The sequence below is a fragment of the Chitinophaga polysaccharea genome, from assembly GCF_902150045.1.
Taxonomy (GTDB): domain Bacteria; phylum Bacteroidota; class Bacteroidia; order Chitinophagales; family Chitinophagaceae; genus Chitinophaga; species Chitinophaga polysaccharea_A.
The window spans coordinates 259,185-282,097 of sequence record NZ_CABFVU010000005.1; the positions used below are offsets into that span (position 1 = coordinate 259,185).

General features: G+C 48.4%; 18 protein-coding genes. 9 read left to right on the forward strand and 9 right to left on the reverse strand.

What is annotated here, in order from left to right:
• Positions 1-27 precede the first annotated feature (27 nt).
• From FN124_RS29125 to FN124_RS29135, 3 genes are read left to right on the forward strand one after another with little or no spacing between them, the layout of a single operon-like run.
• Entirely contained in the window at positions 28-1,728 is a 1,701-nt protein-coding gene (locus FN124_RS29125; protein WP_142688314.1) for a GMC oxidoreductase, read from the forward strand.
• On the forward strand, positions 1,729-2,262 hold the full coding sequence (locus FN124_RS29130) for a gluconate 2-dehydrogenase subunit 3 family protein (protein ID WP_142688315.1): 534 nt from the start codon (positions 1,729-1,731) through the stop codon (positions 2,260-2,262).
• A gap of 45 nt (positions 2,263-2,307) precedes the next feature.
• Complete coding sequence (locus tag FN124_RS29135) at positions 2,308-4,110, forward strand: DUF4091 domain-containing protein (protein ID WP_221887956.1); 1,803 nt, start codon at positions 2,308-2,310, stop codon at positions 4,108-4,110.
• A 119-nt stretch (positions 4,111-4,229) separates the two neighbouring features.
• Here the strand turns inward: FN124_RS29135 and arr are convergent, their stop codons facing one another.
• The 3 genes from arr to FN124_RS29150 all read right to left on the reverse strand — a co-directional run bounded on the left by arr (position 4,230) and on the right by FN124_RS29150 (position 6,351).
• Positions 4,230-4,655, reverse strand: a complete 426-nt coding sequence (arr, locus tag FN124_RS29140; protein ID WP_142688316.1) for an NAD(+)--rifampin ADP-ribosyltransferase — start codon at positions 4,653-4,655, stop codon at positions 4,230-4,232.
• 4 nt (positions 4,656-4,659) lie between these two features.
• On the reverse strand, positions 4,660-5,121 hold the full coding sequence (locus tag FN124_RS29145; protein WP_142688317.1) for a MarR family winged helix-turn-helix transcriptional regulator: 462 nt from the start codon (positions 5,119-5,121) through the stop codon (positions 4,660-4,662).
• Positions 5,122-5,280: 159 nt separating this feature from the next.
• Positions 5,281-6,351 carry an alpha/beta hydrolase gene (locus FN124_RS29150; protein WP_142688318.1) on the reverse strand — a complete coding sequence of 357 codons (1,071 nt, stop codon included), beginning with the start codon at positions 6,349-6,351 and terminating at the stop codon, positions 5,281-5,283.
• Between the two features lie 148 nt (positions 6,352-6,499).
• Here FN124_RS29150 and FN124_RS29155 point away from each other — a divergent pair, with 148 nt between their 5' ends.
• The 4 genes from FN124_RS29155 (at position 6,500) to FN124_RS29170 (ending at position 10,102) form a co-directional block, all read left to right on the forward strand.
• Entirely contained in the window at positions 6,500-7,390 is an 891-nt protein-coding gene (locus tag FN124_RS29155; RefSeq protein WP_142688319.1) for an aminoglycoside 6-adenylyltransferase, read from the forward strand.
• An 83-nt stretch (positions 7,391-7,473) separates the two neighbouring features.
• Complete coding sequence (locus FN124_RS29160; RefSeq protein WP_142688320.1) at positions 7,474-8,412, forward strand: GlxA family transcriptional regulator; 939 nt, start codon at positions 7,474-7,476, stop codon at positions 8,410-8,412.
• A 66-nt stretch (positions 8,413-8,478) separates the two neighbouring features.
• The gene (locus FN124_RS29165; RefSeq protein WP_142688321.1) at positions 8,479-9,249 is read left to right on the forward strand and encodes a DJ-1/PfpI family protein; all 771 of its coding nucleotides are present in this window, start codon (positions 8,479-8,481) and stop codon (positions 9,247-9,249) included.
• Between the two features lie 130 nt (positions 9,250-9,379).
• Entirely contained in the window at positions 9,380-10,102 is a 723-nt protein-coding gene (locus tag FN124_RS29170; RefSeq protein ID WP_142688322.1) for an SDR family NAD(P)-dependent oxidoreductase, read from the forward strand.
• A gap of 128 nt (positions 10,103-10,230) precedes the next feature.
• Here FN124_RS29170 and FN124_RS29175 read toward each other — a convergent pair whose 3' ends face one another.
• Complete coding sequence (locus FN124_RS29175) at positions 10,231-11,853, reverse strand: NADP-dependent glyceraldehyde-3-phosphate dehydrogenase (protein WP_142688323.1); 1,623 nt, start codon at positions 11,851-11,853, stop codon at positions 10,231-10,233.
• 192 nt (positions 11,854-12,045) lie between these two features.
• Between FN124_RS29175 and FN124_RS29180 the strand changes: the two genes are divergently transcribed.
• Entirely contained in the window at positions 12,046-12,882 is an 837-nt protein-coding gene (locus tag FN124_RS29180; RefSeq protein ID WP_142688324.1) for a DUF8758 domain-containing protein, read from the forward strand.
• On the opposite strand, the gene FN124_RS29185 is transcribed toward FN124_RS29180, so the two are convergent.
• From FN124_RS29185 to FN124_RS29195, 3 genes are all read right to left on the reverse strand, one after another.
• Positions 12,879-13,349 carry a hypothetical protein gene (locus FN124_RS29185; RefSeq protein WP_142688325.1) on the reverse strand — a complete coding sequence of 157 codons (471 nt, stop codon included), beginning with the start codon at positions 13,347-13,349 and terminating at the stop codon, positions 12,879-12,881. The genes FN124_RS29180 and FN124_RS29185 overlap by 4 nt on opposite strands.
• Before the next feature lie 73 nt (positions 13,350-13,422).
• Positions 13,423-14,337, reverse strand: coding sequence for a helix-turn-helix domain-containing protein (locus tag FN124_RS29190; RefSeq protein ID WP_142688326.1), 915 nt, complete (start codon positions 14,335-14,337; stop codon positions 13,423-13,425).
• Positions 14,338-14,365: 28 nt separating this feature from the next.
• On the reverse strand, positions 14,366-15,253 hold the full coding sequence (locus FN124_RS29195; protein WP_142688327.1) for an NmrA family NAD(P)-binding protein: 888 nt from the start codon (positions 15,251-15,253) through the stop codon (positions 14,366-14,368).
• 179 nt (positions 15,254-15,432) lie between these two features.
• On the opposite strand from FN124_RS29195, the gene FN124_RS29200 reads away from it, so the two are divergent.
• A complete protein-coding gene (locus FN124_RS29200; RefSeq protein ID WP_142688328.1) occupies positions 15,433-15,837 on the forward strand; it encodes a SpoIIAA family protein in 405 nt (134 codons plus the stop codon).
• Between the two features lie 69 nt (positions 15,838-15,906).
• Here the strand turns inward: FN124_RS29200 and FN124_RS29205 are convergent, their stop codons facing one another.
• Both FN124_RS29205 and FN124_RS29210 read right to left on the reverse strand, forming a co-directional pair.
• Positions 15,907-18,801, reverse strand: coding sequence for a polysaccharide lyase family 8 super-sandwich domain-containing protein (locus FN124_RS29205; RefSeq protein WP_142688329.1), 2,895 nt, complete (start codon positions 18,799-18,801; stop codon positions 15,907-15,909).
• 78 nt (positions 18,802-18,879) lie between these two features.
• Complete coding sequence (locus tag FN124_RS29210; RefSeq protein ID WP_142688330.1) at positions 18,880-22,851, reverse strand: two-component regulator propeller domain-containing protein; 3,972 nt, start codon at positions 22,849-22,851, stop codon at positions 18,880-18,882.
• Positions 22,852-22,913: the final 62 nt, after the last annotated feature.

Consider the following 22,913-nt stretch of genomic DNA (forward strand, 5'->3'; position numbering starts at 1 on the left):
GAATAACAATCAGTAAATTTTTTATGTATGGCAGATAGTAAAGATGTTGCTACGGAGTTTGATGCCATTGTAATTGGCAGTGGTATCAGCGGTGGCTGGGCTGCAAAGGAGTTATGTGAAAAGGGATTGAAAACGCTGGTGCTGGAGCGGGGAAGAAATGTGGAGCATATCAGGGATTATCCAACCGCCAATACGCCGGTCTGGGAATTCCCATACAGGGGCGCAGTGCCAGAAAAGGAGCTGAGCGCGAACCCTTATATCAGCAGGGCCGCAGGATATGACGACAGTACGAAACATTTCTTTATAAAGGATGCCGATCATCCTTATATCCAGGAAAAACCTTTTGAATGGATACGCGGGTACCAGGTGGGTGGAAAATCACTGATATGGGGACGGGCCTGTGCCCGCTGGAGTGAAATGGATTTTACCGCTCCGCACCGCTATGGGTATGGGATTGAATGGCCCATAGGATACGGGGATATTGCTCCCTGGTACAGCCATGTAGAAAAATTTATTGGCGTCTGTGGAAATAAGGAAGGCATAGATACTATGCCGGACGGAGAATTTCTGCCTGCATTTGAACTGAATTGTGTAGAGCAGCACTTAAAGGACGTACTGGCCACTAAATTCAACCGTCATTATGTATCCGGCAGGTGGGCCCAGGTAACCCGGCCCACCAGTATTCACAAGGAACAGCATAGGCAGTGTTTAAGCCGGAATCTTTGTATGCGTGGTTGCCCGTTTGGCGGGTACTTCAGCTCAAATGCCTCTACACTTCCCTGGGCGGAAAAGACGGGGAACCTGACCTTACGCCCGTTTTCTGTAGTGCACTCTGTTATTTATGACGAACAATCCGGTAAGGCAACAGGCGTTAAAGTGATTGATGCCAAAACAAAAGAAGCGACGGTGTTCCATGCAAAGATCATTTTCCTCAATGCATCGGCCTTAAACACCAATCTCATTTTGCTGAACTCTACTTCCAAACGGTTTCCAAATGGATTGGGGAATGATAATGGCCTGCTGGGAAAATATATTTGCTTCCATAATTACAGGGCGGGCATGAGCGGCGAGTTTGATGGTTTTGAAGATAAGTATTACAAGGTATCGAAGCCGGCAGAATGTATTATTCCCAACTTCAGGAATGTATATGAGAAAGATACAGATTTTGTAGGAGGATACGTGGTTTTTAGCGCCGCGTACCGGGAAAAGTTAAGCGATAAGAACATGCCCGCTGCATTGGGAGCCAGCTTTAAAGAAGCGATCAGCAAGCCCGGGAAATGGGGCGCGTATATGTATATGCAGGGAGAAACCATTCCGAAGGAAAGCAATCATGTAAGACTGAGCAAAGATAAAAAAGATGAATGGGGAATTCCTTTGCTGATCACATCTGTAGATTATGACGATAACGATGAGCGGATGGTAAAGGATTTTATTGAACAGGGAAAAGCCATGCTTACTGCAGCCGGTGCAAAGAATATCGTGGTAACTGATAATCATCAGCCGCCGGGACTGGATATACATGAAATGGGAGGAGTGCGTATGGGTAATGATCCCGCCACTTCCTTACTGAATGAATGGAACCAGTTACATCACTGTAAAAATGTGTTTGTTACGGATGGCGCCTGTATGACAAGCACAGGCAACCAGAGCCCGTCCATTCTTTATATGTCATTAACCGCAAGAGCTGCTAACTACGCAGTGGAGCAGCTAAAAAAAGGAGCGTTGTAAATGGACCGCAGAGAATTGATCAGAACAATTGCCGTTCTTACCGGGGCCGCATTTGTTGGCGGGGAATTATTTCTTTCGGGCTGCAAAGAAACTAATGGGCCACTTTTCAGCGCAGGCGATATCGCCTTCCTGGATGAAGTGGCGGAAACCATCATTCCCCGCACCAATACGCCGGGGGCAAAGGATACAGCGGTCGGTAAATTCATTGGCTTTTATGCGTCCGGCTGCTACGATAACGGACAACAGCAAATATTGAAGCAAGGCATTACGCAGCTAAACGATGCTTCAAAGAAAAAATTTAAGACAAGTTTTATACAACTTTCCACAGCACAAAAAGAATCCCTGCTTACCGGTATCGATGAAGAGGCCAGGAGCCAGAAAGCATCACCGCATTATTTTACATTGATGAAACAACTGACCTTACTTGGCTTCTTTACTTCTGAAGCCGGGGCCACACAGGTACTACGTTTCCTGCCGGTACCCGGAACCTATGAGGGATGTATTGATTATAACGGGGAAACAGCATGGTCCTGAGCACTGGAGCCGGCTTCACAATGATAACTTCTTAAACCAAACGGCGTGAAGGGAATAGCAATTATATGCTGCCTCATTTCGGCAACAGCTTTCGCACAGCACAAAGGGCAAATGGATGCTGCCCGATTACCTGTACTGGCGCCACATTACCAACCGGAGTATACGTTTGATGAGCCCACAGCTCCCGCTGCCTGGAAAGAACTGCGCGGTGGCCTGCATGCGGCTTTCGGATCAACGGATCAGGCCTATTTCAGAACGGAGGCGCCTTCGCAAAACATCAGGGCCACATGGGAAGCAACAGGGTGGAAGAACGAACGGCTGAATGCACAACTGCTGGTCTGGTCGCCCGATAGCCTGCGCCAGGTACGGTTTACCGTGAGCAACCTGGTGAACACGGAGGGAAAAGTGATCAGTAGTAAACATGCTAAACTGCAGCTGGTGCGTTATGTGCTGTCCAACTATCCTTATGGCGCAAAAGACGCTGTATGTGAAGGCTCGCCATATCAGCAGGGCTTCCTGATGCCCGACAGGTTGGAGGAGTTTGACAGGTTTGACCTGGCGGGGAAAACCACCAGGCCGGTTTGGATATCGCTGGACGTTCCCGTGGATGCAGCACCGGGACAGTACACAGGTACTGTATTGGTACATACGGAACGCTATACAGACACCTTACATATGAAGATCAGGGTGCAACAGCAACTGTTGCCACCACCGCAGGAATGGCAATACCGGCTGGATCTCTGGCAGAACCCATGGGCAGTGGCATGGTACAATCATGTGGAGCCATGGTCTGATGAGCACAGGGCCTTGCTGAAAAAACACCTGCAGCTGTATGCCGGCGCCGGTGGAAAATATATTACCACCTATGCGGTACATTCTCCCTGGTCGGATAATTCCTATATGATAGAAGGAGGCATGATCAATTGGATCAAACAAAAAGACGGCACCTGGAAATATGATTACACGATATTCGACGATTACGTGGAAATGGCTATGGCGCTGGGCATTAACAAGGCCATCACTATTTATACGCCTGTTCCCTGGGGTAACCGTTTCCGTTATACCGATGCAGCCAGCGGTAATTATGTATATGCACAATGGGCGCCGGGAACAGCAGAATACCGCGCACGCTGGCACGATTTCCTGGACGATCTCAGGGCTCACCTGGAGAAGAAAGGATGGTTTGGAAAAACATACCTGGGCATCAATGAAAATGAGCTGCCCCAAACCCTGGCAGCTATTAAAGTAATAAAAGAGCATTCGCCCCAATGGCGTATCACCTATGCGGGCAACTGGCACCAGGAGCTGGATACCCTGCTGGATGATTACTGTTACCTGTATGGTAATGAGCCTGTGGATAGCCAGCAGCGGCAACGCAGCGCAAGAGGCGCTACCACTACTTTTTATGTTTGCTGTAATCCGCCGGTACCTAACAACTTTGTATTTTCTCCTCCCATTGAAGGGCGCTGGATCAGCTGGTACTCCTTTGCGCGTGGCTATGATGGCTTCCTGCGCTGGGCTTACGACGGGTGGCCGGAAGACCCGGTGCGGGATGCCCGCCACGGTTCATGGCCCGCAGGAGATTGTTACCTGGTATATCCCGGCGGCAACAGCAGCATCCGTTTGGAGAAGCTGAGGGAAGGGATCGTGGACTATGAAAAATTACGTATCCTGAAAACACAGGCGGCGGCATCAGGCAATAAAACGGTGAAACGCAGCTGGCAGGCTATAGAGCAGCATTTGAACGTATTTACTGCTGAACGTGGTTTTAAAGAGGAAAAGATCACTGCAGATGTAGAGAAGGGTAGAGCATTGATGATAACATTAAGCAATGAACTGGCGCGTTGAAAAGCAGCGTTTCAATAAACAGTCACCTTCGTTATATGTTATAGCCTTAAGAAGAAAAATCCGTTGAACAGGATACATCTTTCCAGGTATCCATTTCTGCCTGCAATTCTGCTACTAACTTACTCCTCTATCACGAGCGCGCCTTGCTGTTTTAGCTGTTCCAACGCATCTTTCATTGCTTTGATCTGTTCCGGCGAATGTTTTTGCCACACAGTGACCTCGCCCACAACTTTAAACGGATGGATAGAGCGGTAAGACATAGTAGGATTACCCGGGAATTTTTTATCGGTTACGTTAGGGTCATCTTCCAGGGCCCCGGTTGCTTCTACCAGGTATATCCGTTCACGGCCTTCCCCCGAAGCAAGCTCAGCTCCCCATACAGCAGCGTTCAGGGTAGCGGAGAGGTAAATATGTTTTAATTTCCTGTCTACAAAATTGGAGTTATAACCGGTTGCTATAAGATCCCCGATCTTTAAATCCGCTTTGGTGCCATGAAAGAAGGTCTGGGCAAAAGCATTCTGAATAGGTGTCTGGGTTTCGCTCATAATATTATTGTTTTTGATTGATCGTATCTATTTTATGGTTCATCATTTCCATGGCATTTATAAAATACCGCTCCAAAACCTTTAATTCTTCTGATGAAAATGCAGCAAACTGTTTTTCAGTGCCGCTTTGAAAATCCTCATACAGGGGCTTGAACAGCTTTGTTATTTTTTCTGTATCCGGTACGATGATCACTTTTCTGCGATCAGCTTTATCAGGCTGCCGTTTTACCAGTTTTTTCTTTTCAAAGCGGTCTATTAAGCTGGTAACAGCGCCGGTGGTGAGACCTGTTATAACGGAAAACTCCCCGGCTGTCATTTCTCCCTGCTGAAGTAAGAACCCTAAATATTTATGGTCTGTGCCAGACATACCCGCCTTTCTGCCAATGGCTTCGTGCATCTGGATAGAGGTATATGCAAATTGCTGGCTTAGCTTCCTAAGCTTCCTGATTTCTTCTTTAGAAGGCATATATCTTGATTATTAATTATCTTGATTGTAAAGATAAATAATAAATAGATTGTCTCCCAAAAAAAATGGGATTATTTGGAGACAGGGATCACAGACCATCCCAGGTTGAGATAGTTAGAGGGAGTAGCCTGGAAGAAGCAGGCCCCGCATTAATATATATTACTGTTTTGTGTGCTGCCCAAACAATAAATTCTTACCAAAAAAATCCAGCATCTTATCTTCAATTCTTTTACTGACACGGTTAATATGATCCCCTTCATAAATTTCGAAGGAATGGCTGATATGATATTTATTAAGCTCCCTGTCCAGTATCCTGATGCTCTCCGCAATACCCGCATCCCGGTCGCCGGCATCAAAGCCAATAGCCTTCAGTTTCCTGATATTGTAGATATATTGGTCTAAATTATTCAGCGGGCGGTTGGCATCCCATTTTTGCATGATCAATGGCTGAATATTCCCATCCTTTACGGGGAGGTCGATATAAAAAGGAGGGTTTTCCGGGTTGGGCGACCATGCCGCTGCTGATGCAAAAAGTGCCTTGGTGAGGAAATCTGCTTTCTGCAGTTCTTCCACCGTTTTAATGCTTTCCGCACGTGAAAAGCCGGGTGGCATAGCTCCGGCCGATACCGGGGTGGAGTTTAAACAACAAGGGCTCAGCAGGTACACCGTTGAAAAAACATCAGGGTTCTTTTCTCCTATCCGCAATGCGCCATAACCACCCATGGAGTGGCCGCATAAGCCCCGGCTTTCTTTTTGCGCCAGCGTGCGATAGTGGCTGTCCATATAACCCACCAGTTCTTTGGCAACAAAATCTTCCCAGTTGCCGGTGGTGATGGAATTAGAATACATGCTACCCTGGAAAAGCGTATAGGCGTCGGGGGTAACAACAATCATTTCATGAGCCGGGTCCCTGGCAAATACCGAATCCAGTATGGGAGGAAGCGTCATCCAATGCTGCTGGAAGCCATAAAATTTTGCGTCATTATCTGTATAGCCATGCAGGAAGTAAACCACCGGGTAGTGTTTCTTCTTAACTGAATTATAACTGGCAGGTAAATAAACAGAGACATGGCGGCTGGGATCATCGCCACTCAGATTACCTTCCAGCAACTTGCTATGAATGGATATCCGCTGAACAGTGCCTTTCGCAATCTGCTGCTGCGCAAAGCTTCTTGCAGGCAAGGCCAACACCAGGAAAGCAATAATGAAACGGAACATATATTTTATCATATGGCTGCAATTAAGAGTGATTACGGGCATTAATATACGAATTTGAACTTAAAGATCTCACCACTAAAGAACACACCTTGTGCCTCCCTGAATGCCTGTAAAACAGATGTGTAAGCTTTGTATTAAATTTGGACAAACAGCAGCACATATGATAAGCAGAAATGAATCCCGGATGATGGAACTGATATTACGTGTGGCCCGTAACAACGACCGTATACTGGCCGTATTGCAGGATGGATCAAGGTCGAACCCGAATGTAACACCTGATATTTTCCAGGATTATGACATCATTTATGTGGTGGAGAGCCTGGAACCGTTTCTGCAGGATCATAGCTGGGTGGATGTTTTTGGCGAGAGAATGATCATGCAGCTGCCGGAGGATATGGAGCTCTATCCGCCTTCGCCCGAGTTGGAAGGAGCTTTCTCCTATCTTATGCAGTTTACCGATGGCAATCGTATAGACCTGGTGATGGTGCCTTTGGATAAGCTCGATCATTTTACCAGCGATAGCCTTTGCAAAGTGTTGTGGGACAGGAATGGCCTGTTTAATACGCGGCCCCTGCCGCCTGCCGGCGACACCGGCTATTGGGTACAGCAACCTTCCTCCCGCTCCTTTACTGATTGCTGTAATGAATTCTGGTATACCAACTCCGGCCTGGCAAAAGGACTTTGGCGGGGGAGGATGATCCAGGTACAGGAATTGTTCAACCAGGTGATCCGCGGCGCACTACTGCAAATGATGGATTGGTATATCGGTTGCCGTTATGGATTTAAGGTAAACCCGGGTAAGATGGGAAGCTTTTACCAGCGCCTCCTTGAGCCGGAAGTATATGAAAAGTTGCTGGCTACCTATGCTCCCGCCAGTCTGCCGGAAATATGGAAGGCCGTATATGCGGCTATGGATCTTTTCAGAACCGTAGCAAAATTTGTTGCAGCAGCATTGGGCTATACATACCCGGAAACCTGGGATGCCAATGTAACCGCTTATATGCAGCACGTAGAACAGCTCCCTCAGCATGCGGAGACTATTTATGGTTAAGGTGGAAATGAGGACCTGTTTGTATTGATGTGAGATGAGTACCATTAGCCAATATAAACGATGCCCTTTACTATCTTAGCATAATGGAAAGAAAACGTGTCATATTTTTTCTGTTTGATCATGTGCACCTGATGGACCTGGCGGGCGCCGTCACTGTTTTTTATGAAGCAGGATGTTGCGGGCATCCGTATGAACTGAGATACGTATCGCCCTATGCGGCGCCGGGTACTTCTTCAGGATTGGGATTCACCCGTGTGGAACCGCCCGATGCCATCACTATTCAACGGGATGATATTGTGATCGTAGCTGGAATGGACCTGGCGAAATGGGATCATTCAGCCGATGACACGTGGATGCTATGGTTGCAGCAGGCAGCGGCGGTGGGGGCTACCTTATGCTCTGTGTGTACCGCCGCATTTGCGCTCGCAGCGGCAGGACTGCTTGATGGGCGCAGCTGTACCACGCATTGGGGGTATACCGCCGCCTTACAGCAACGCTTCCCGAAGTTGCAGGTGATAGAGAACAGGCTGTTTGTAAAGAGTGATAATATTTATACCAGCGCAGGTATCTCCACGGGAATAGACCTGGCGCTGTTCCTGGTAGAGGAACACTATGGCCCTACTTTCGCTTATACCGTAGCTAAAGACATGGTGGTATACATCCGCCGCGACGGAGCGGCTTCCCAGCACAGCATCCATCTGCAATACCGGCAACATATCAATCACCAGGTACACGAAATACAGGATCATATCACCCATCATCTGCACACAAAACTAACCATCACCGAACTGGCTGCAATGGTATATATGTCGCCGCGGAATCTTACCCGTCTCTTTAAATCTACCACAGGTATTACCATTGGTGATTATATCCGTAACCTGCGCGAAGAAAAGGCCATGCAATTATTGAAGGACGGCCAGAAGCTGGCATGGGTAGCCAAAACCTGCGGGATTGGCAGTACCCGGCAACTGGGACAGTTGGCAAAAAAGGCGGGCATTGCAGCCAGCATGAAAATGGCCTGATCGGCAAGTGGATTGTCCTTCTTTGCAGGTTGGCGTCTGCGTAATTTGCGTGGACAATAATCACATATGAAACATCTGTTTATTCTACTGCTGTGTATCCCATTATGGGGAATTGCACAACAAAAAGGGAGCGATTATGTTTGCCCGCCTTGTGGTCCATGCGACACTATTGTATATCATAGGCCAGGCGTATGCCCGCATTGTGGTATGACATTGGTGCTCCGTGATAGCACCGCAGCATCACAACAGTCGCCCTTAAGCATCTGCTTCTACCTGTATAATGGGACAGAGGTACTCGATTTCGCGGGACCACTGGAAGTATTTTCCTATGCCGGGTTTAAAATATTTACTGTAGGTAAAACCAAGGCGCCCGTTACGGTACAGGGTGTGTTAAAGGTGAACCCCGACTACAGCATACAGGACGCCCCGCCTGCAGATATCTTTGCCATATTTGGCGGGGATGACGACGTAGCCGCCGATGATCCGGAAGTGATCAGCTGGATCAAAAGCCGGGATGCCGGCACAAAAACGTACTTCTCCGTATGTACCGGGGCATTTGTGCTGGGCCGCGCCGGTTTGCTGGACAACCTCACTGTAACGACCTTTCACAACAGCATCCGGTCGTTACAAAAGGCTGTGCCTTCCGCCAAAGTGATGGCCAATGTACGGTATGTGGATAACGGACGTGTTATTACCACTGCCGGCATCTCCGCCGGCATAGACGGCGCGCTGCACCTGGTGGCAAAGCTGAAGGGAGAAGCAGAAGCGCTGCGCATTGCCAGGCATATGGAATACGACAAGTACATGCCGGGGCAGGGGCTGGTGGTGAAACACTGAACCTGACATTTGGCTACAGAATAAGGTAATTGGGCTACAGCCGCCTTCTTGTGCCTGGTTAAATTTGCAGGGGAGATATAGTAATAGCTGCATATCATCCAGGCATTTTTAATCTTAATATTTGATTTTTATGAGAACCGTTTTAATAACAGGCGCAAACAAAGGCCTGGGCTTTGAAACAGCGCGGCAACTGGCACAGGCAGGCAATTTCGTATACCTGGGCAGCAGGAACATTATCAACGGGCAAAGCGCCGCCGGAAAGCTGAAGGCCGCAGGTATCACTAATGTGGCCGCCATCCATATCGATGTAACCGATATAGATAGTATCAGGAAAGCCAAGGATGAACTGGACAGCAGCATCGATGCCCTCGACTTACTGATCAATAACGCCGGTATCTCAGGCGAACAGCCGCAATATATTGCTGAATACAGCATGGAAGCCATCCGCGCTTTGTTTGAAACAAATTATTTCGGCGCTGTGCAAACAACACAGGTAATGTTGCCGTTGCTGAGAAGGTCTTCAGCCCCCTCTATCATCAATGTATCCAGCGAAATAGGATCGTTAACCATGCAGATGTCGGCCGAAAGGCCCCCCAACTGGAGTAATTTCTCTACCTACGGGGCTACCAAAACTGCGTTGAATGGTTTTACCGTTATGCTGGCAAATGAATTGCGCGGGGAGCATATTATGGTCAACAGCGTAACCCCGGGCTATACCGCCACTGATCTTAACCAGTTTAAAGGTTTTAAAACAGTGGAAGAGGGGGCAAAGGCCATTGTGCAGCTGGCGATGCTGGAAGACAGGTCCATTACAGGCAGGTTCTTCAAAGACGGCGGAGAAATTCCCTGGTAGGATTTGCCGTTGCTTTAATGCAAAAGCGGGTGTATCAGCTGCTGATACACCCGCTTTTTATCCGGGTACCTGATGGAAGCCGCCTGCCGTTAAGCCGCGCCTTTATTTTTAATACCCCTTTTAGCCGCTTAGAAAATAAAATTGGTACTAAGGAAGTCAGAACTATGTTCATTCACGATATCTTCCAGCAGCTTTTTATTGGTATCATTCATTTTGGTAGCTACGAGCGACCGTATAGAGAATGAGCGCAGCGCATCATGTACTGAAAGCGTGCCTTCTGCACTGTCTTTCCGGCCGGTGAACGGAAATACATCCGGGCCGCGCTGGCACTGGCTGTTGATATTCACCCTGCTTACCTGGTTTACCAATGGATCTATCAGGGTCGCTATTTCATCAGGGTTATTGCTGAAAATACTTACCTGCTGGCCATGTGGCGATTCGATGAGGTAATCGATGGTTTCTTCTATCTCATCGTAAGGCACTACGGGGATTACAGGCCCAAACTGTTCCTCCCGGTAAAGTTTCATTTTATCATTCACGGGATATACTACCGCCGGGAATACAAATGATTCGTAGGTAGCGCCGCCGTTTTCATTCACAACTGCCGCACCATGCGCAATGGCGTCGTCCAGCACTTCGCGGATATAGGCTGGCTTGCCGGGCTCGGCTACGGGAGTAAGCTGTACGCCTTTCTCCCATGGCATACCGAATTTCATTTTGCTGATCGCCTCACTAAGGCGTGCATTGAATTCATCCGCAATAGAACGGTGTACAAACAGTATTTTAATAGCAGTACAACGCTGACCATTATACGATAATGCCCCCAGTATGGATTCATTCACGGCTACCTGTATATCTGCATGCGGAGTGATAATGGCGGCATTCTTGGCATCCAGGCTCAGCACTGCGCGCAGGCGGTTCAGCTTGGGATGGTGCTTGCGGAGGTCATTGGCCACTTTACTGGAACCGATAAAGGCCAGTACATTGATCTTCCCGGTGGCCATGATACCGGGTATCACAGAAGCACCACGGCCATATATGGTGTTCACCACGCCTTTGGGAAACGATTCCATAAAAGCGCGCAGCAGAGGGTAATGCACCAGCGTACCATGTTTGGGTGGTTTGAAGAGGATGGTGTTCCCCATCAGCAGTGCAGGGATCAGCGTGGTAAAGGTTTCATTCAACGGATAGTTAAATGGGCCCATGCAGAGCACCACACCCAGGGGCGAGCGGCGGATCTGCGCAATGGTACCTTCCCTGATCTCGAAGCGCGAAGAGCTGCGGTCTATTTCTTTGAGCGCATCTATCGTGGCATTGATATATTCTATGGTGCGGTCAAATTCCTTGATGGAGTCTGCGTAGGATTTTCCGATCTCCCACATGATCAGCTTTACGATCAGGGCGCGTTGCTCCGTCATTTTACGGGCAAATACAGAAAGGCAGTTAATGCGCTCATCCAGCCGCATGGTTGGCCATTCGCCACGGCCATTGTCGTATGCGGAAAGAGCAGCATCCAGCGCTTCAAAGGCCTCTTTTTCGGTACATAGCGGGTAAGTGCCTATCAGCTTGCGCTTCAGGCCATCCGCAGTAGGAATGTTAATAGGAGAATATACCTCGCTCACCGGTCCATCCCATTGTTTCATCTCCCCGTTTACCAGGTACTCTCTCTGATGAATTTCAGAAATACGGAACTCCCCGGGTATTTCATTTTCTTCAACAAAGATCTTCTTAAGCTCATCTTGAAAACTCATGTGTTAAAATTTTATGCGTACAAATTACACAAATTAGGTTGAAAAGTAAACATAGAATGTTTCGATAGGGGAGTATGAAAAATCTATCAGGTATATTTAAGGGAGATGAAGGAGCGATTGAAAATGTTGCTAACTTTTTTATTTTCAACGATTAACCCTTAGTTTTGCTGGCTGTTTTAAAATATGTTGCGCATGCCCTTGACGAAAGTTTTGATCACAGTTAAAAGTTACCCCACGTTATCTTCCCATTATGAAGAACAGGTGAGCATCGCCGGTTTCAGGGAAGATGGTGTGTTTATCAGGATATACCCGGTTCCCTTTATAAAAAAGAGTTACGAAGAACAATACCAGCTGTACGACTGGATAGAACTGGACCTGGAACGGAATACCAGGGATTTCAGGCTGGAAAGTTTCAGGCCGGTATCAATGGAGGCGCCTGTAAAAAGAACAGGGCATATCGGTACAGAGGATCACTGGAGCGAAAGGAAAGCCATTGTGTTGAAGAACGTATACCGCGACCTGTCGACCGTGCTGATGGAAGCAAAGCACGAAGCCTTTTATACCTCGCTGGCAGTATTCAAACCAGCCCGTATCCTGGGTTTTGTGGCAGAAGAAACGGAAAGGGAATGGGATAGCAGCCTGCTGGAGAAATTACAGGAAGAAAAAGCGCGCGGCCGGGTATCTGAACAACCGGAAGATCCTTTTGCAGTGATGAAAAAGCTGCCTTACCGGTTTTCTTTCCGGTTTACCGACAGCAGGGAGAAGGAAATCACTTTGCCGGTGGAAGACTGGCAGCTGGCCTCCCTTTACTGGAAAAGCCTGAAGAAGCACAGCGGCCCTGATAAGGAACAGAAGGCTGTTAACGACCTGAGAAAAAAATACCTGCAGGAATACGCGCGTAACACCGACCTCTACTTCTTCCTGGGCACCACCCAAAATGTACATGCAAGTTCGAGACAGCCATTTACCATTGTGGGTTTATTTCATCCTACAATGCCGCCGGCAGTGGTACAGGGGAGCTTATTTTAAGCAGCTGGTTTTTTTCGCTTTATCTCTTCAAAAAATAACCGCTCATTTTCTGACAGGTTATTTTTACTGAGAGAGATAAGGAAACGGGGCACTTCATTTGTTACCAACCATATATTGTTTGACGTGATATCAATGTTCCTGATCCAGGTCCATTCTTTTATTTCGGTCGACTGCCTGTTCTTATGCACTACTACAATATGTGCATCGGTGAAGGTGACCTCTGCGTCAAAGTCAATCTTTTTCGCCATCCTCACGGAAGAAAAATGATATAGCGGTACCAGTATCACTATGGTAAAGATGAAAAAATAGATCAGTCCTGAAAGCAGGAATCCTGGCGGGTTTAACGGGAAAATGTACGCGATGGGCAGTATCGCGAATAAATATCTCCATATACTTCTCTTAAAAAAAAAATAAATTTTAGCTTTCAGTACGCTGTTGTAATCTATCGTTATTCTCTTTGTTACCATGATATGTTTTAATAATGATTAACAAACGGTTTTCAACCTGGATTTTGTAGAAACAGGGCCCGGTTGGGCATCGCTAGTTAAAAGCGGCTTTAAATTCCAGGGGCGACAGCCCCGTTTTGGATTTAAAAAAGCGGCTGAAAGACTGGGGATGTTCAAATCCCAGTTCATAGGCAATTTCACTGACCGACAGCGCCGTGGTGGAAATTTTTTCCTTTGCTTTTTCAATCAGGCTGTCGTGGATGTGCTGCTGGGTATTTTTGCCGGTTAATGTACGTAGCAAGGTGCCCAGGTAATTGGGAGATATATTCAGTGCATTGGCCATATACTGTACTGTGGGCAGCCCGTTTTCCAGCAGCTGGCTGCTATCCAGGTAGTGGGAGAGGATTTCCTCGAAGCGGGCCAGGATATGATGATTGGTGATTTTCCGTGTTATAAACTGGCGCTGGTAAAAGCGCTCGGCATAGTTAAGCAGGGATTCTATCTGCGGAATAATAATGCTTTGGGTGAATTTGTCGATGGAAGAATGATATTCCTTCCGGATGATATCTACAATGTTATTCAGTACCGCTTCTTCTTTCGGGGAAAGGAACAGGGCTTCATTAACGGCATAGTCGAAGTACTCATATTTCCTGATGGTTTTAGCCAGGGGGGTATTCCAGAGGAAATCCGGGTGTATGAGTAACACCCAGCCGGAACAGTCTGTCGGTTTCCCGGTTGTATGTTCAATGCTGAATATCTGCCCCGGGGCCACAAAGAACATCACGCCTGCATCGAAATCGTACTGCTGCTGACCGTATTTAAACCTGATGTCCTGGTGCCGTTTGAGGGCAATGGAATAGAAATCAAGCAGCAGCGATTCTGCTTTTCCGGTGTAGCTGATATCTTCTACGTTTACAACGCTGATCAGCGGGTTTTCCGGTTCCGGTAATTCCCTGTAGCGGTGAAACGCTGCAATGCTATGTATCCGTTTCGGCTGGTGGTTACTCATTTTTTATATCTGACCAGGTTTAAGATTATTATTTTTTCCCGTTGTAAATAACAGCAAATTCCCTGGCATAATCTTCCAGTTTTATTTTCCCGTATTCAGGGCGGTGATGAATAAGGTCCTCCGCCAGTTTCCCGTTATGAAGACTACTGTATATCTCTGTCAGATACTGTGCCAGTAAGGGAGGAATGCCGGCCTTTAAATACCTGTTTTTTGCTTCTTCATCTGAAATCAGGCGCCATTCAAGATCCGGCATGCCGATCTCTTTACCTATGGCTGCTGCTATTTCGTTACAGGTCCGTTCATCACTCATTACATAACGGATCTTCCTGGGGCTACCGGGTTGTTCCACTTCCTCTGCTATGGCAGCGGCAATATCATCGGGGTGTACCAGCTGCATCACATCGTTTCCTCCACAGTTGATGGAAATGGATCCCTGGTTCCTGATCATATCTGCAAAGGCAAGCAGGTTGTAATAAAAAGAAGTAGGGCGCATATGGGTGATCTGAACGTTTTCCAGTTTATTCAGGATCTCTTCTACATAATGGGCTCCCAGGATAACGCCTGTGCCTTTGTTGAGATGCGCGCCAAAACTGCTTAGATTAATTACCCGCTGCACCCCCGACTGCCTGATCGCTTCTCCATAATTTTCTCCTACGCTCCTGTAAAATTCGAGGAGGTCAGCCGCGCCAAAAAAGGGTGGCACCATGGTATAAACGATATCTGCCCCGGCGAATGTACCGGTCAGCAAATTTACATCTTCTACAGAACCTGTAACAGCTTTTGCCCCCATATTTTCAATGATGGCTTCGTTGTGTTGTTTACTGGTGATCACAGTTACCTGGTGCCCGTTTGCCACCAGCCAGGGTACGAGTGGTTTGCCGATATTGCCGATTGATCCGGTTACTACAATTTTCATATTGTTTGCTATTTGTTTACACAAATTTCCAAACAATAAGCCCGGCGGAGCTAACCAAACCAGTGGTTGTTGTAACCAAAGCGTGGGTGCAGCTTACATTGTCCGGTTATGCCCCTTGAAATATCATTTTAAATACTTCACAATGTCCTGGGTTTTTATCTTTATAAAAAATTCAGGCAATGAGAGAAAAGCGTTACCCTCCCAACAATCTCCCCCTTATCAAAGGAGAAATAGCTGATTACTACTATGATCAGCATACCGGCATTTTATATTCCTATTCTAAAAGCATCCTGAGAACAGTAGAGAATATTTCAAATAATATCAGGCTGGTAAAGGAAATCACAGGAAATAAAAAAGTGCCCTTGCTGATCTATCTCACAAATTCTCCTGTTCCTGATAAAGCAACAAGAAAATTTTCCACGGAGCAATTACCTCATGTATACACCGCCATGGCCATGGTTTCCAAGCCTGGCCTTGCAAAGCTGATCATGAATATTTTGTTTAAGCTAAAAGCGCCGCCTATTCCCATGAAATCATTCAGTAATGATGAAGAAGCTAAGGTGTGGCTTCAGCAATATGCCTGAGAAGAAAATGAATTTAAAAAGGGAACAGTCATCCAACGCGGATGACTGTCCCTTTTTTTAAAGCAGTTACTACATCTTTACGATCTTTTTCACCAGTTGTTTTCCCTGCCCGCTTAGCACCAGTAAATACATCCCGGGCCTGATATCACCAAGTTGTATTTCAAACTGCTGCCGGCCATCCAGTCGCTCTGCTTTTATTGCCTTACCGGCGCTATCATGTAATGCTGCTTTCATCCAGTGCCCGGTGGTATTTACATAAACGATGGCGCCTGCAGGATTGGGATAAATGCTTACGCCGTCTGTTTTTTCCTCGTTTACATTTGCGCTCATCATTTTCCGCAATGTAGTGCCTGTGCTGCAAATCAGCATTGGTCGCCGCGTGGAGTCGCTGTTTTCGCGGGAAGTAAAGATGGCGTCAGTAGTGGCGCCCGCCAGCCCGGATACCAGCTTTAAAGTAAGCACGCCATCTGCGGCCTGCTGGGAGAGCGCGATATTAGTGACATCCCATTCTGCAAAGTTCCCGGCGGAGCGTCCCATGATAGTATCTACCGCGCTGGTAGCTGCGGGCATATTGTTATAGGTGATGCCGGTTTCTGTCCAGCTGTCGTTGCTCACATACTGCGCAATCCAGGGCACAGTAGCAATACCGGTGTTTGCGTAGTTCACATACATCCGCAGCTTTACCTGGTTGGTACCCGCCGGTAATGTGCCCACATTGAATTTCAGGAATACTTCCCTGGTATAGCTTACGGTAGCATCCTGTTTTAATACCAGCGATTCTGCGCCATAGTTCACGCTGCCGTAAACGGAGCCCCCTCTTACATAGGCATCGGCCACTGCAGTAATTGCAGCTGCGGTGTAAACAGGCGTCTGGTTGTTTACATGATAGATGGCGGAAGCGCCTGCATACGGCCCGGAGGGCAGGCTGGCCAGCAGTTGCCGCGTTTGCGGAATACCGGGCAGGTTCAGCAGGATGGTTACCGGTGAAGATGATTGTGATGGATCGGCAACGGATACTTTTACATCGGAACTGCCTGCATCGCGCAGCATCAGGGTACAGGGGCGATCCACCGTAACTGTCAGCGAATCTTTATGGAAGGTGCCTGCCTGGTAGAATACCATTTGCCAGATATTCAGTCCGCGGTGATGCACTACCTGCATATTGGCGGTATTCTGCTCTATACGGACGGCGGTAGTATCATACGTGGCCATATTCTGCCCGGGTAATATGTAATAGGCATAAGTGCCGTTCGCAGGGGTGTTGCCATGGTTAAACCACAACAGGAACACATTCATATCCTGTACCGCGGTAGTGCCGCCATTGTTGATACTGCTCCAGGTACCGGATTGGGATTGCATGCTGAGCTGCACCTGGCCTCCTGATGGAAAGTAATAGCTGATACCGTTATGCGTGATCCATTTCAGTGTATTGTTATAACTGTAAGTGCCATTGGCAATGGTGCTTACGGTACCGTTTACATTTGCGGATACAGAACCGTTGAGAAGACATTGGTTCACGGTGGTATTGATGGGTTGGGTAGTGGTGGAGCTGATCCCCGCGCCAAGACAAACCACTTCATCATCAAAAAAGAACCAGGCCTTGCGCGCCTGCGTATTGTAATCGGAGAACTGAAGCGCGGAAACGCCGTACAGCGAGTCGGAAACGCCGCCGGCAAAAGTGGTGGTCCCAAAGTTCACGCCCCAGGGCGTACGCAGCGGGATGGAGGTGATATAGGGAACTGTAGTGCCGGGTATCCTGCTCCAGTCCCATACGGGGGGAATATTATAATACTCACTGCCATTTGAGGCGATATGGGTGGAGCCGTCTGACAGGTAGTATCCTTTCAGATTTTCTCCATTGCCGTTTTCCTGTTTCGCTGTACGGGTAGAGGTCATATGCAGGCCGAACAGGTAGCCGGTGCGATGGTGCAGGGTGTAATCGGAGCGCCAGAAATGGGAATGAAGCGCAGGAAGCAGGTATCCTGGCGCCTGTGTGCCATTCAGCCTCGCTATGTTCTCATTGTATTCGGTAACATGGGCAGTATCCAGCGTTTTGAGCTTTTCCAGGTGGGCAGTAACGCCAACGGCTAAATTATTTACACGGCTGATGCTGCGGCCATTTGTGCCATAATCGATATAACGCCCACGCATAGCTTTAAGGAAACCGTTCCGCACAAAATTGCTGAACACAGACAGGCGGGCGCCGGAAAGTGCATACGACGTGCCGCGGAGGTAATAGGCCATCTTGGTTTCCCCCTCTACAAATACGGAACCGTATCCAAAGAAGTATAATTGCGGCCCATGCTGGTGGTACGACAGGTCGTGCTGGATGCCCTCATTGGCAGTAAGCACCAGTGGGTAAAATATCTGGTCCACGCTGTATTGCATGAGTGAATCGTTGGCTGTGAGACAGGCCCTGTACATAAAATGTGTAGCTACGTCCAGTTTGTTGGCCCCGGTCTGACTACCGGGGTTGCCGCGGTTCATTTGCGTGAGCAGCGCATTGCGCAGGCTGCCCAGGCTTTGCGGCGCCGTATCCAGCAGGATCAGGATTTCGCCGATACGTTGGGGGTTGGAGATCTGGTTATGGTACCAGTTCCAGCTTTGCGGATCGGTGGTGTTCCAGTAAGTAAGGCTGTTCACAATGGCAGTGAAGAGGGTACTGCTATGGTAATACGTACTGGCTGATTTCGTATAGGCCTGTGCGAAAGTTTTTACCCGGTTGATGTGCACATCCGCCGTATAGGTGGTGGAACTGTAGGCATAGTTCACATCCGGCCATGAACCGTTGGATTGCAGGGTAGCCAGTGTACTGCTTACATTGTTGTCCAGCGTGGTGGTGTTGCTGGCCTGCGACAGCAGTTCCGACCGGATACGGTCCATAATAGTGGTATAGGTGGTTTGTGCCCACGCAACAGGCGTAAGGCCCAACAACCCGAAAAGGAGTAGCAATCTGATTTTCATAACAGTGGGATTTGTAACAAATCTAATGATCCCCGCTTACCGGGAGGGGTGGTTTTTCCGAGTAAAAGGGGGGATTTTTCACAAATCAGGGGCTTCCGCAAACTCGGAAGGCGTTTTCCCGAATTGTTTTTTGAACTCACGGCTGAAATATTTCCGGTCGTTGTACCCCACCATATACGCCACCTGGTACACGGTATGCTGACGGGTGCGTATGAGGGCGGCTGCTTTTTTCAGTCGCAGCGATTTTACAAAATCGTTCACCGACATATTGGTGACGGCTTTCAGCTTTTTATAAAGCACCGGCTGGCTCATGGCTACCTTACGGGCCAGCATTTCCACACCGAATTCAGGGTCGTCCATATGTTCTTCCACCAGGGCCATCACTTTTTCCAGGAAGGCATTGTCCAGGCTGTTGGGCAAGGCATCGGGCATTACTGCTGCTGTTTGCAGCTGCCGGCTGAAATGTTCCCGCATTTTTTCCCTGGAGGCAATAAGGTTCCTTACATTGAGCGCCAGTACTTTGGTACTGAAAGGTTTGGTGAGATAGAGGTCTGCCCCGGTTTCAAGCCCGCTTACATGGTCTGTTTGCGAGCTTTTGGCGGTAAGCAGTACTACGGGGATATGACTGGTGCGCTCATCTGTTTTAAGCGCCTGGCAAAATTGCAGGCCGTCCATTTCCGGCATCATCACATCGCTGATCACGATGTCGGGGATCTGTGCAGTGGCGGTGGCCAGGCCATCGGCTCCGTTCGCGCTTTCCAGTACCTGGTACTGATCCCTGAAGGTTTGGCTGATGAGGGCGCGCAGCTCGGTATTGTCTTCCACAATATGAATGGTAAAAGGTTGTAGTGTACCCGTTACCGTGATACCCGGTTCTTCCGGCGCAACAGCTGATTTTACCAGTGCGGCAGGAGCCGCAGAGGTTCCGCCTACAGTATGTTGGGAGCCTTCGAAATGTTTGGCGCCGGCAGGGAGCGACACGGTGAAACAGGTACGCCCTTCTTTTTCCGGCGTGGAAGGTTCGCTTTCAACCGTGAGCGTACCTTTATGCTGTTCTACAATATTTTTGGACAGCGCCAGCCCTATACCGTATCCCGTATTCTGTAAGCCATGATCCTGTACCTGGAAGAAGTTGGTGAACAGTTTGTCGAGATATGCAGGGGCAATACCGCGGCCATTGTCGGTAACCGTGATCACGGTATTTTGTTTTGCAGCAGTTACATGCAGCTGGATGCGGCCACCATCGGGCGTGAATTTAAAGGCGTTGCTGAGCAGGTTAAAGAATACTTTCTCCAGCTGTTCACGGTCGAAATACGCCCAGGCATGTTCTACCTCATGCCGGAATACCATGGTAATATTCCGGTCGAGGGATATTTCCCGGAAGCTGGTATAAATATGATCGAGAAAGGGGATGAGGTCCTGCTCCTGTACATGCAGTTTAAGATGATTGGTTTCTGCCTTGCGGAAGTCCATCAGTTCATTCACGAGCTTCAGCAGCCGGTCGGCATTGTTCCGTAATTGCAACAGGGTGGACTGCAGCGGGTCATCTTTCTTCAGCACATCCATCATTTTCTCTACCGGCACCAGCAGGAAGGTAAGGTGGGTGCGTATTTCGTGAGATACATGTGTGAAGAAGTTGAGCTTTACCTGGTGCAGTTCTTCTTCTTTGCGCAGCAGGGCCCAAAGGAAAAAGAACCGGGTAACGAAGAAGAACAACAGGATAAGGCATAACAGGTAAATGGCATAGGCCCACCAGGTTTGCCAGAAAGGCGGCAGGATGGTGATCTCCATCTTAGCAGGCTCACTCCATATACCATCGTTGTTGGCGCCTTTCACCCAAAAAGTGTAATGGCCGGACGACAGGTTCGTGTACGTTACTGCGGGGTTATCTGTTTCTATCCAGTCGCGGTCCGCGCCTTCCAGCCGGTATGCGTACCGGTTTTTGCTGCTTTTCACATAATTGAGCAGCGCAAACTCCAGCGTAAATACTTCCTGATTGTGGTGGAACCGCAGGGCTTTTGTATAGCTGATATCCTGTTCCAGCAACCCGTTGTGCTGCCCGATGCCCACCAGGTTATTGAACAGGCGAAGGCCCGTAAAGCGCATGGGAGCCGGGTGCGTGTTGGTAATGATCCGGCTGGGAAAGAAACTGGTAATGCCATTGTATCCGCCAAAGAGAAATTCGCCGCGACTGTCGCGCAAAAAGGAATTGTAATTGAACACATTCCCGGCAATGCCATCCCTGGTGGTGTAGGTCCGGAAGCTATTGCGGGCGGGATCAAAACGTACCAGGCCATTATAAGTGCTGATCCATAAATAATGCTGGTCATCTTCCAGCAACCCGATGATATTGTCATTCGGCAGGCCGTCTTTTTCGGTATACCGTACCTGTTGTACCAGGTTGGAATTGTATTTGATCAGCCCTCCGAAATACATGCTCACCCAGATGTTATGCTTTGAATCTTCCTGGATGGAATTAACGTATCCGGGTTGAACCACCCGCACGGAATCGCCTTCAAATACATACAGGTAGCTGATGGTGCCTACCAGGATACGGTGTTGTGAATCTTCAAAAATATAACGGACAGACTGATGGGTGGCAATGCCTGTAAGTGCCGAATCGGCCCGCTTTTCCAGCTCATGGCCTTTGCGGTGATAGAGTTGCAGCAGGTTGTTGGTGCCTATCCAGAACCTGCCCTGGCTGTCTTCCAGCAGGGCGGTCACTTCCCGTGAAAAAGTGTTGGCATCTTTGGTATTATAAAAGAAGCGCCGGAAGCCCCCATTCTCCAGGAGGTTCAAGCCTCCGCCATGTGTGGCGGTCCAGATATTATGGTCTTTATCTTCATACACTACCTTCACGAGGTTGGACCCCAGGCTGGAAGGATTATTGGCATCGTGCTTATAACGGGTGAAGCTGCCGGTGGCGCGGTTAAAATACATCAGGCCACCGCCTTCGGTACCAATCCAGTAATTATGAAAGGCATCTTCATGAATGCTGCTGATCACATTATTGCTAATGCCATCCAGCGGGGGATGTTGCTGCCAGTCTGTAAAAGGGGAGCCATAAGGATGCACGATGTTTACACCGCCAAAATAGGTACCCATCCAGATAGAGCCATTGTTATCTTCATAAATACTATGAACAGAATTCTGACTGATACTATTGCTGTTGCCGGATTTTTGCTGGTAATGCCGGCTGCTCATACTGGCCGGGTCAATGATGCTGATACCTTCCTGGGTGCCTACCCACATATTACCGGTTTTATCGCGCAGCACCCGTCTTACAATATTATTGACAATGCCCGGTTGCGACAGCAGTGAAAATTTCCCGGTAGCGGGATCATATATATTGATACCGCCTGTTTGGGTAGCAATCCATAATTTGCCGGAAGGATCTTCCGTGATGGAAGTAATGAAGTTCATAGCAAGACCGGTAGTTTGCCCGTCCTCATGCCGGAAGGTGGTGAAGCTGTTCCCGCTCATCTTCGTGAGCCCGTTGTTGGTACCGATCCAGATATTACCTTTTTTATCTTCATACACGCAACGCACCACATAACCGGCAATCTTTCCCGGGATAAAGAATTCCTGTTTGTTGCCCTGCCGCATATAAAGCCCGTTGTTGGCGCCAAACCAGTGCCGGCCCCTGGTATCTTCATACACACAGTTGATGCTGATGGGAATAGCTGGATCAAGTACTACACGTTCAAAGCGGTCCTGTACCGGGTCATATTTTGCCAGGCCGGCGGTAGTGCCGATCCACAGCACATTTTTCCGGTCGCGGTACAGGCTCATTACCTGGTTGCCCGGCAGGGAGCTGCTGTCGTCCGCCTGGTGGCGGTAAATTTTGAAACGGTGCCCATCGTAGCGGCTAAGACCATAGTTGGTACCAAACCAGAGGAAACCCTGTTGATCCTGGGAAATGGATAAGACGGCATTATGCGATAACCCGTCTTCCACGGTGAGATGATTGAACGTTACATCCTGCCCGCTGCTTTTTGTAAAAACAGCGAGGATCAGCAGGCATAAGAACGGGAAGCACCTCAAAATCATCCTCTAATATAAGCATTGTATTCACCCGAAAGGCTGTTTTTTATAAAAATCATCCTGTTACT

Coding starts and splice junctions, on each gene's coding strand:
- FN124_RS29125 (WP_142688314.1), top strand. CDS start 28: ATGGCAGATAGTAAAGATGTTGCTACGGAGTTTGATGCCATTGTAATT.
- FN124_RS29130 (WP_142688315.1), top strand. CDS start 1,729: ATGGACCGCAGAGAATTGATCAGAACAATTGCCGTTCTTACCGGGGCC.
- arr (WP_142688316.1), bottom strand. CDS start 4,655: ATGAGCGAAACCCAGACACCTATTCAGAATGCTTTTGCCCAGACCTTC.
- FN124_RS29145 (WP_142688317.1), bottom strand. CDS start 5,121: ATGCCTTCTAAAGAAGAAATCAGGAAGCTTAGGAAGCTAAGCCAGCAA.
- FN124_RS29150 (WP_142688318.1), bottom strand. CDS start 6,351: ATGATAAAATATATGTTCCGTTTCATTATTGCTTTCCTGGTGTTGGCC.
- FN124_RS29155 (WP_142688319.1), top strand. CDS start 6,500: ATGATAAGCAGAAATGAATCCCGGATGATGGAACTGATATTACGTGTG.
- FN124_RS29160 (WP_142688320.1), top strand. CDS start 7,474: ATGGAAAGAAAACGTGTCATATTTTTTCTGTTTGATCATGTGCACCTG.
- FN124_RS29165 (WP_142688321.1), top strand. CDS start 8,479: ATGAAACATCTGTTTATTCTACTGCTGTGTATCCCATTATGGGGAATT.
- FN124_RS29170 (WP_142688322.1), top strand. CDS start 9,380: ATGAGAACCGTTTTAATAACAGGCGCAAACAAAGGCCTGGGCTTTGAA.
- FN124_RS29175 (WP_142688323.1), bottom strand. CDS start 11,853: ATGAGTTTTCAAGATGAGCTTAAGAAGATCTTTGTTGAAGAAAATGAA.
- FN124_RS29180 (WP_142688324.1), top strand. CDS start 12,046: ATGCCCTTGACGAAAGTTTTGATCACAGTTAAAAGTTACCCCACGTTA.
- FN124_RS29185 (WP_142688325.1), bottom strand. CDS start 13,349: ATGGTAACAAAGAGAATAACGATAGATTACAACAGCGTACTGAAAGCT.
- FN124_RS29190 (WP_142688326.1), bottom strand. CDS start 14,337: ATGAGTAACCACCAGCCGAAACGGATACATAGCATTGCAGCGTTTCAC.
- FN124_RS29195 (WP_142688327.1), bottom strand. CDS start 15,253: ATGAAAATTGTAGTAACCGGATCAATCGGCAATATCGGCAAACCACTC.
- FN124_RS29200 (WP_142688328.1), top strand. CDS start 15,433: ATGAGAGAAAAGCGTTACCCTCCCAACAATCTCCCCCTTATCAAAGGA.
- FN124_RS29205 (WP_142688329.1), bottom strand. CDS start 18,801: ATGAAAATCAGATTGCTACTCCTTTTCGGGTTGTTGGGCCTTACGCCT.
- FN124_RS29210 (WP_142688330.1), bottom strand. CDS start 22,851: ATGATTTTGAGGTGCTTCCCGTTCTTATGCCTGCTGATCCTCGCTGTT.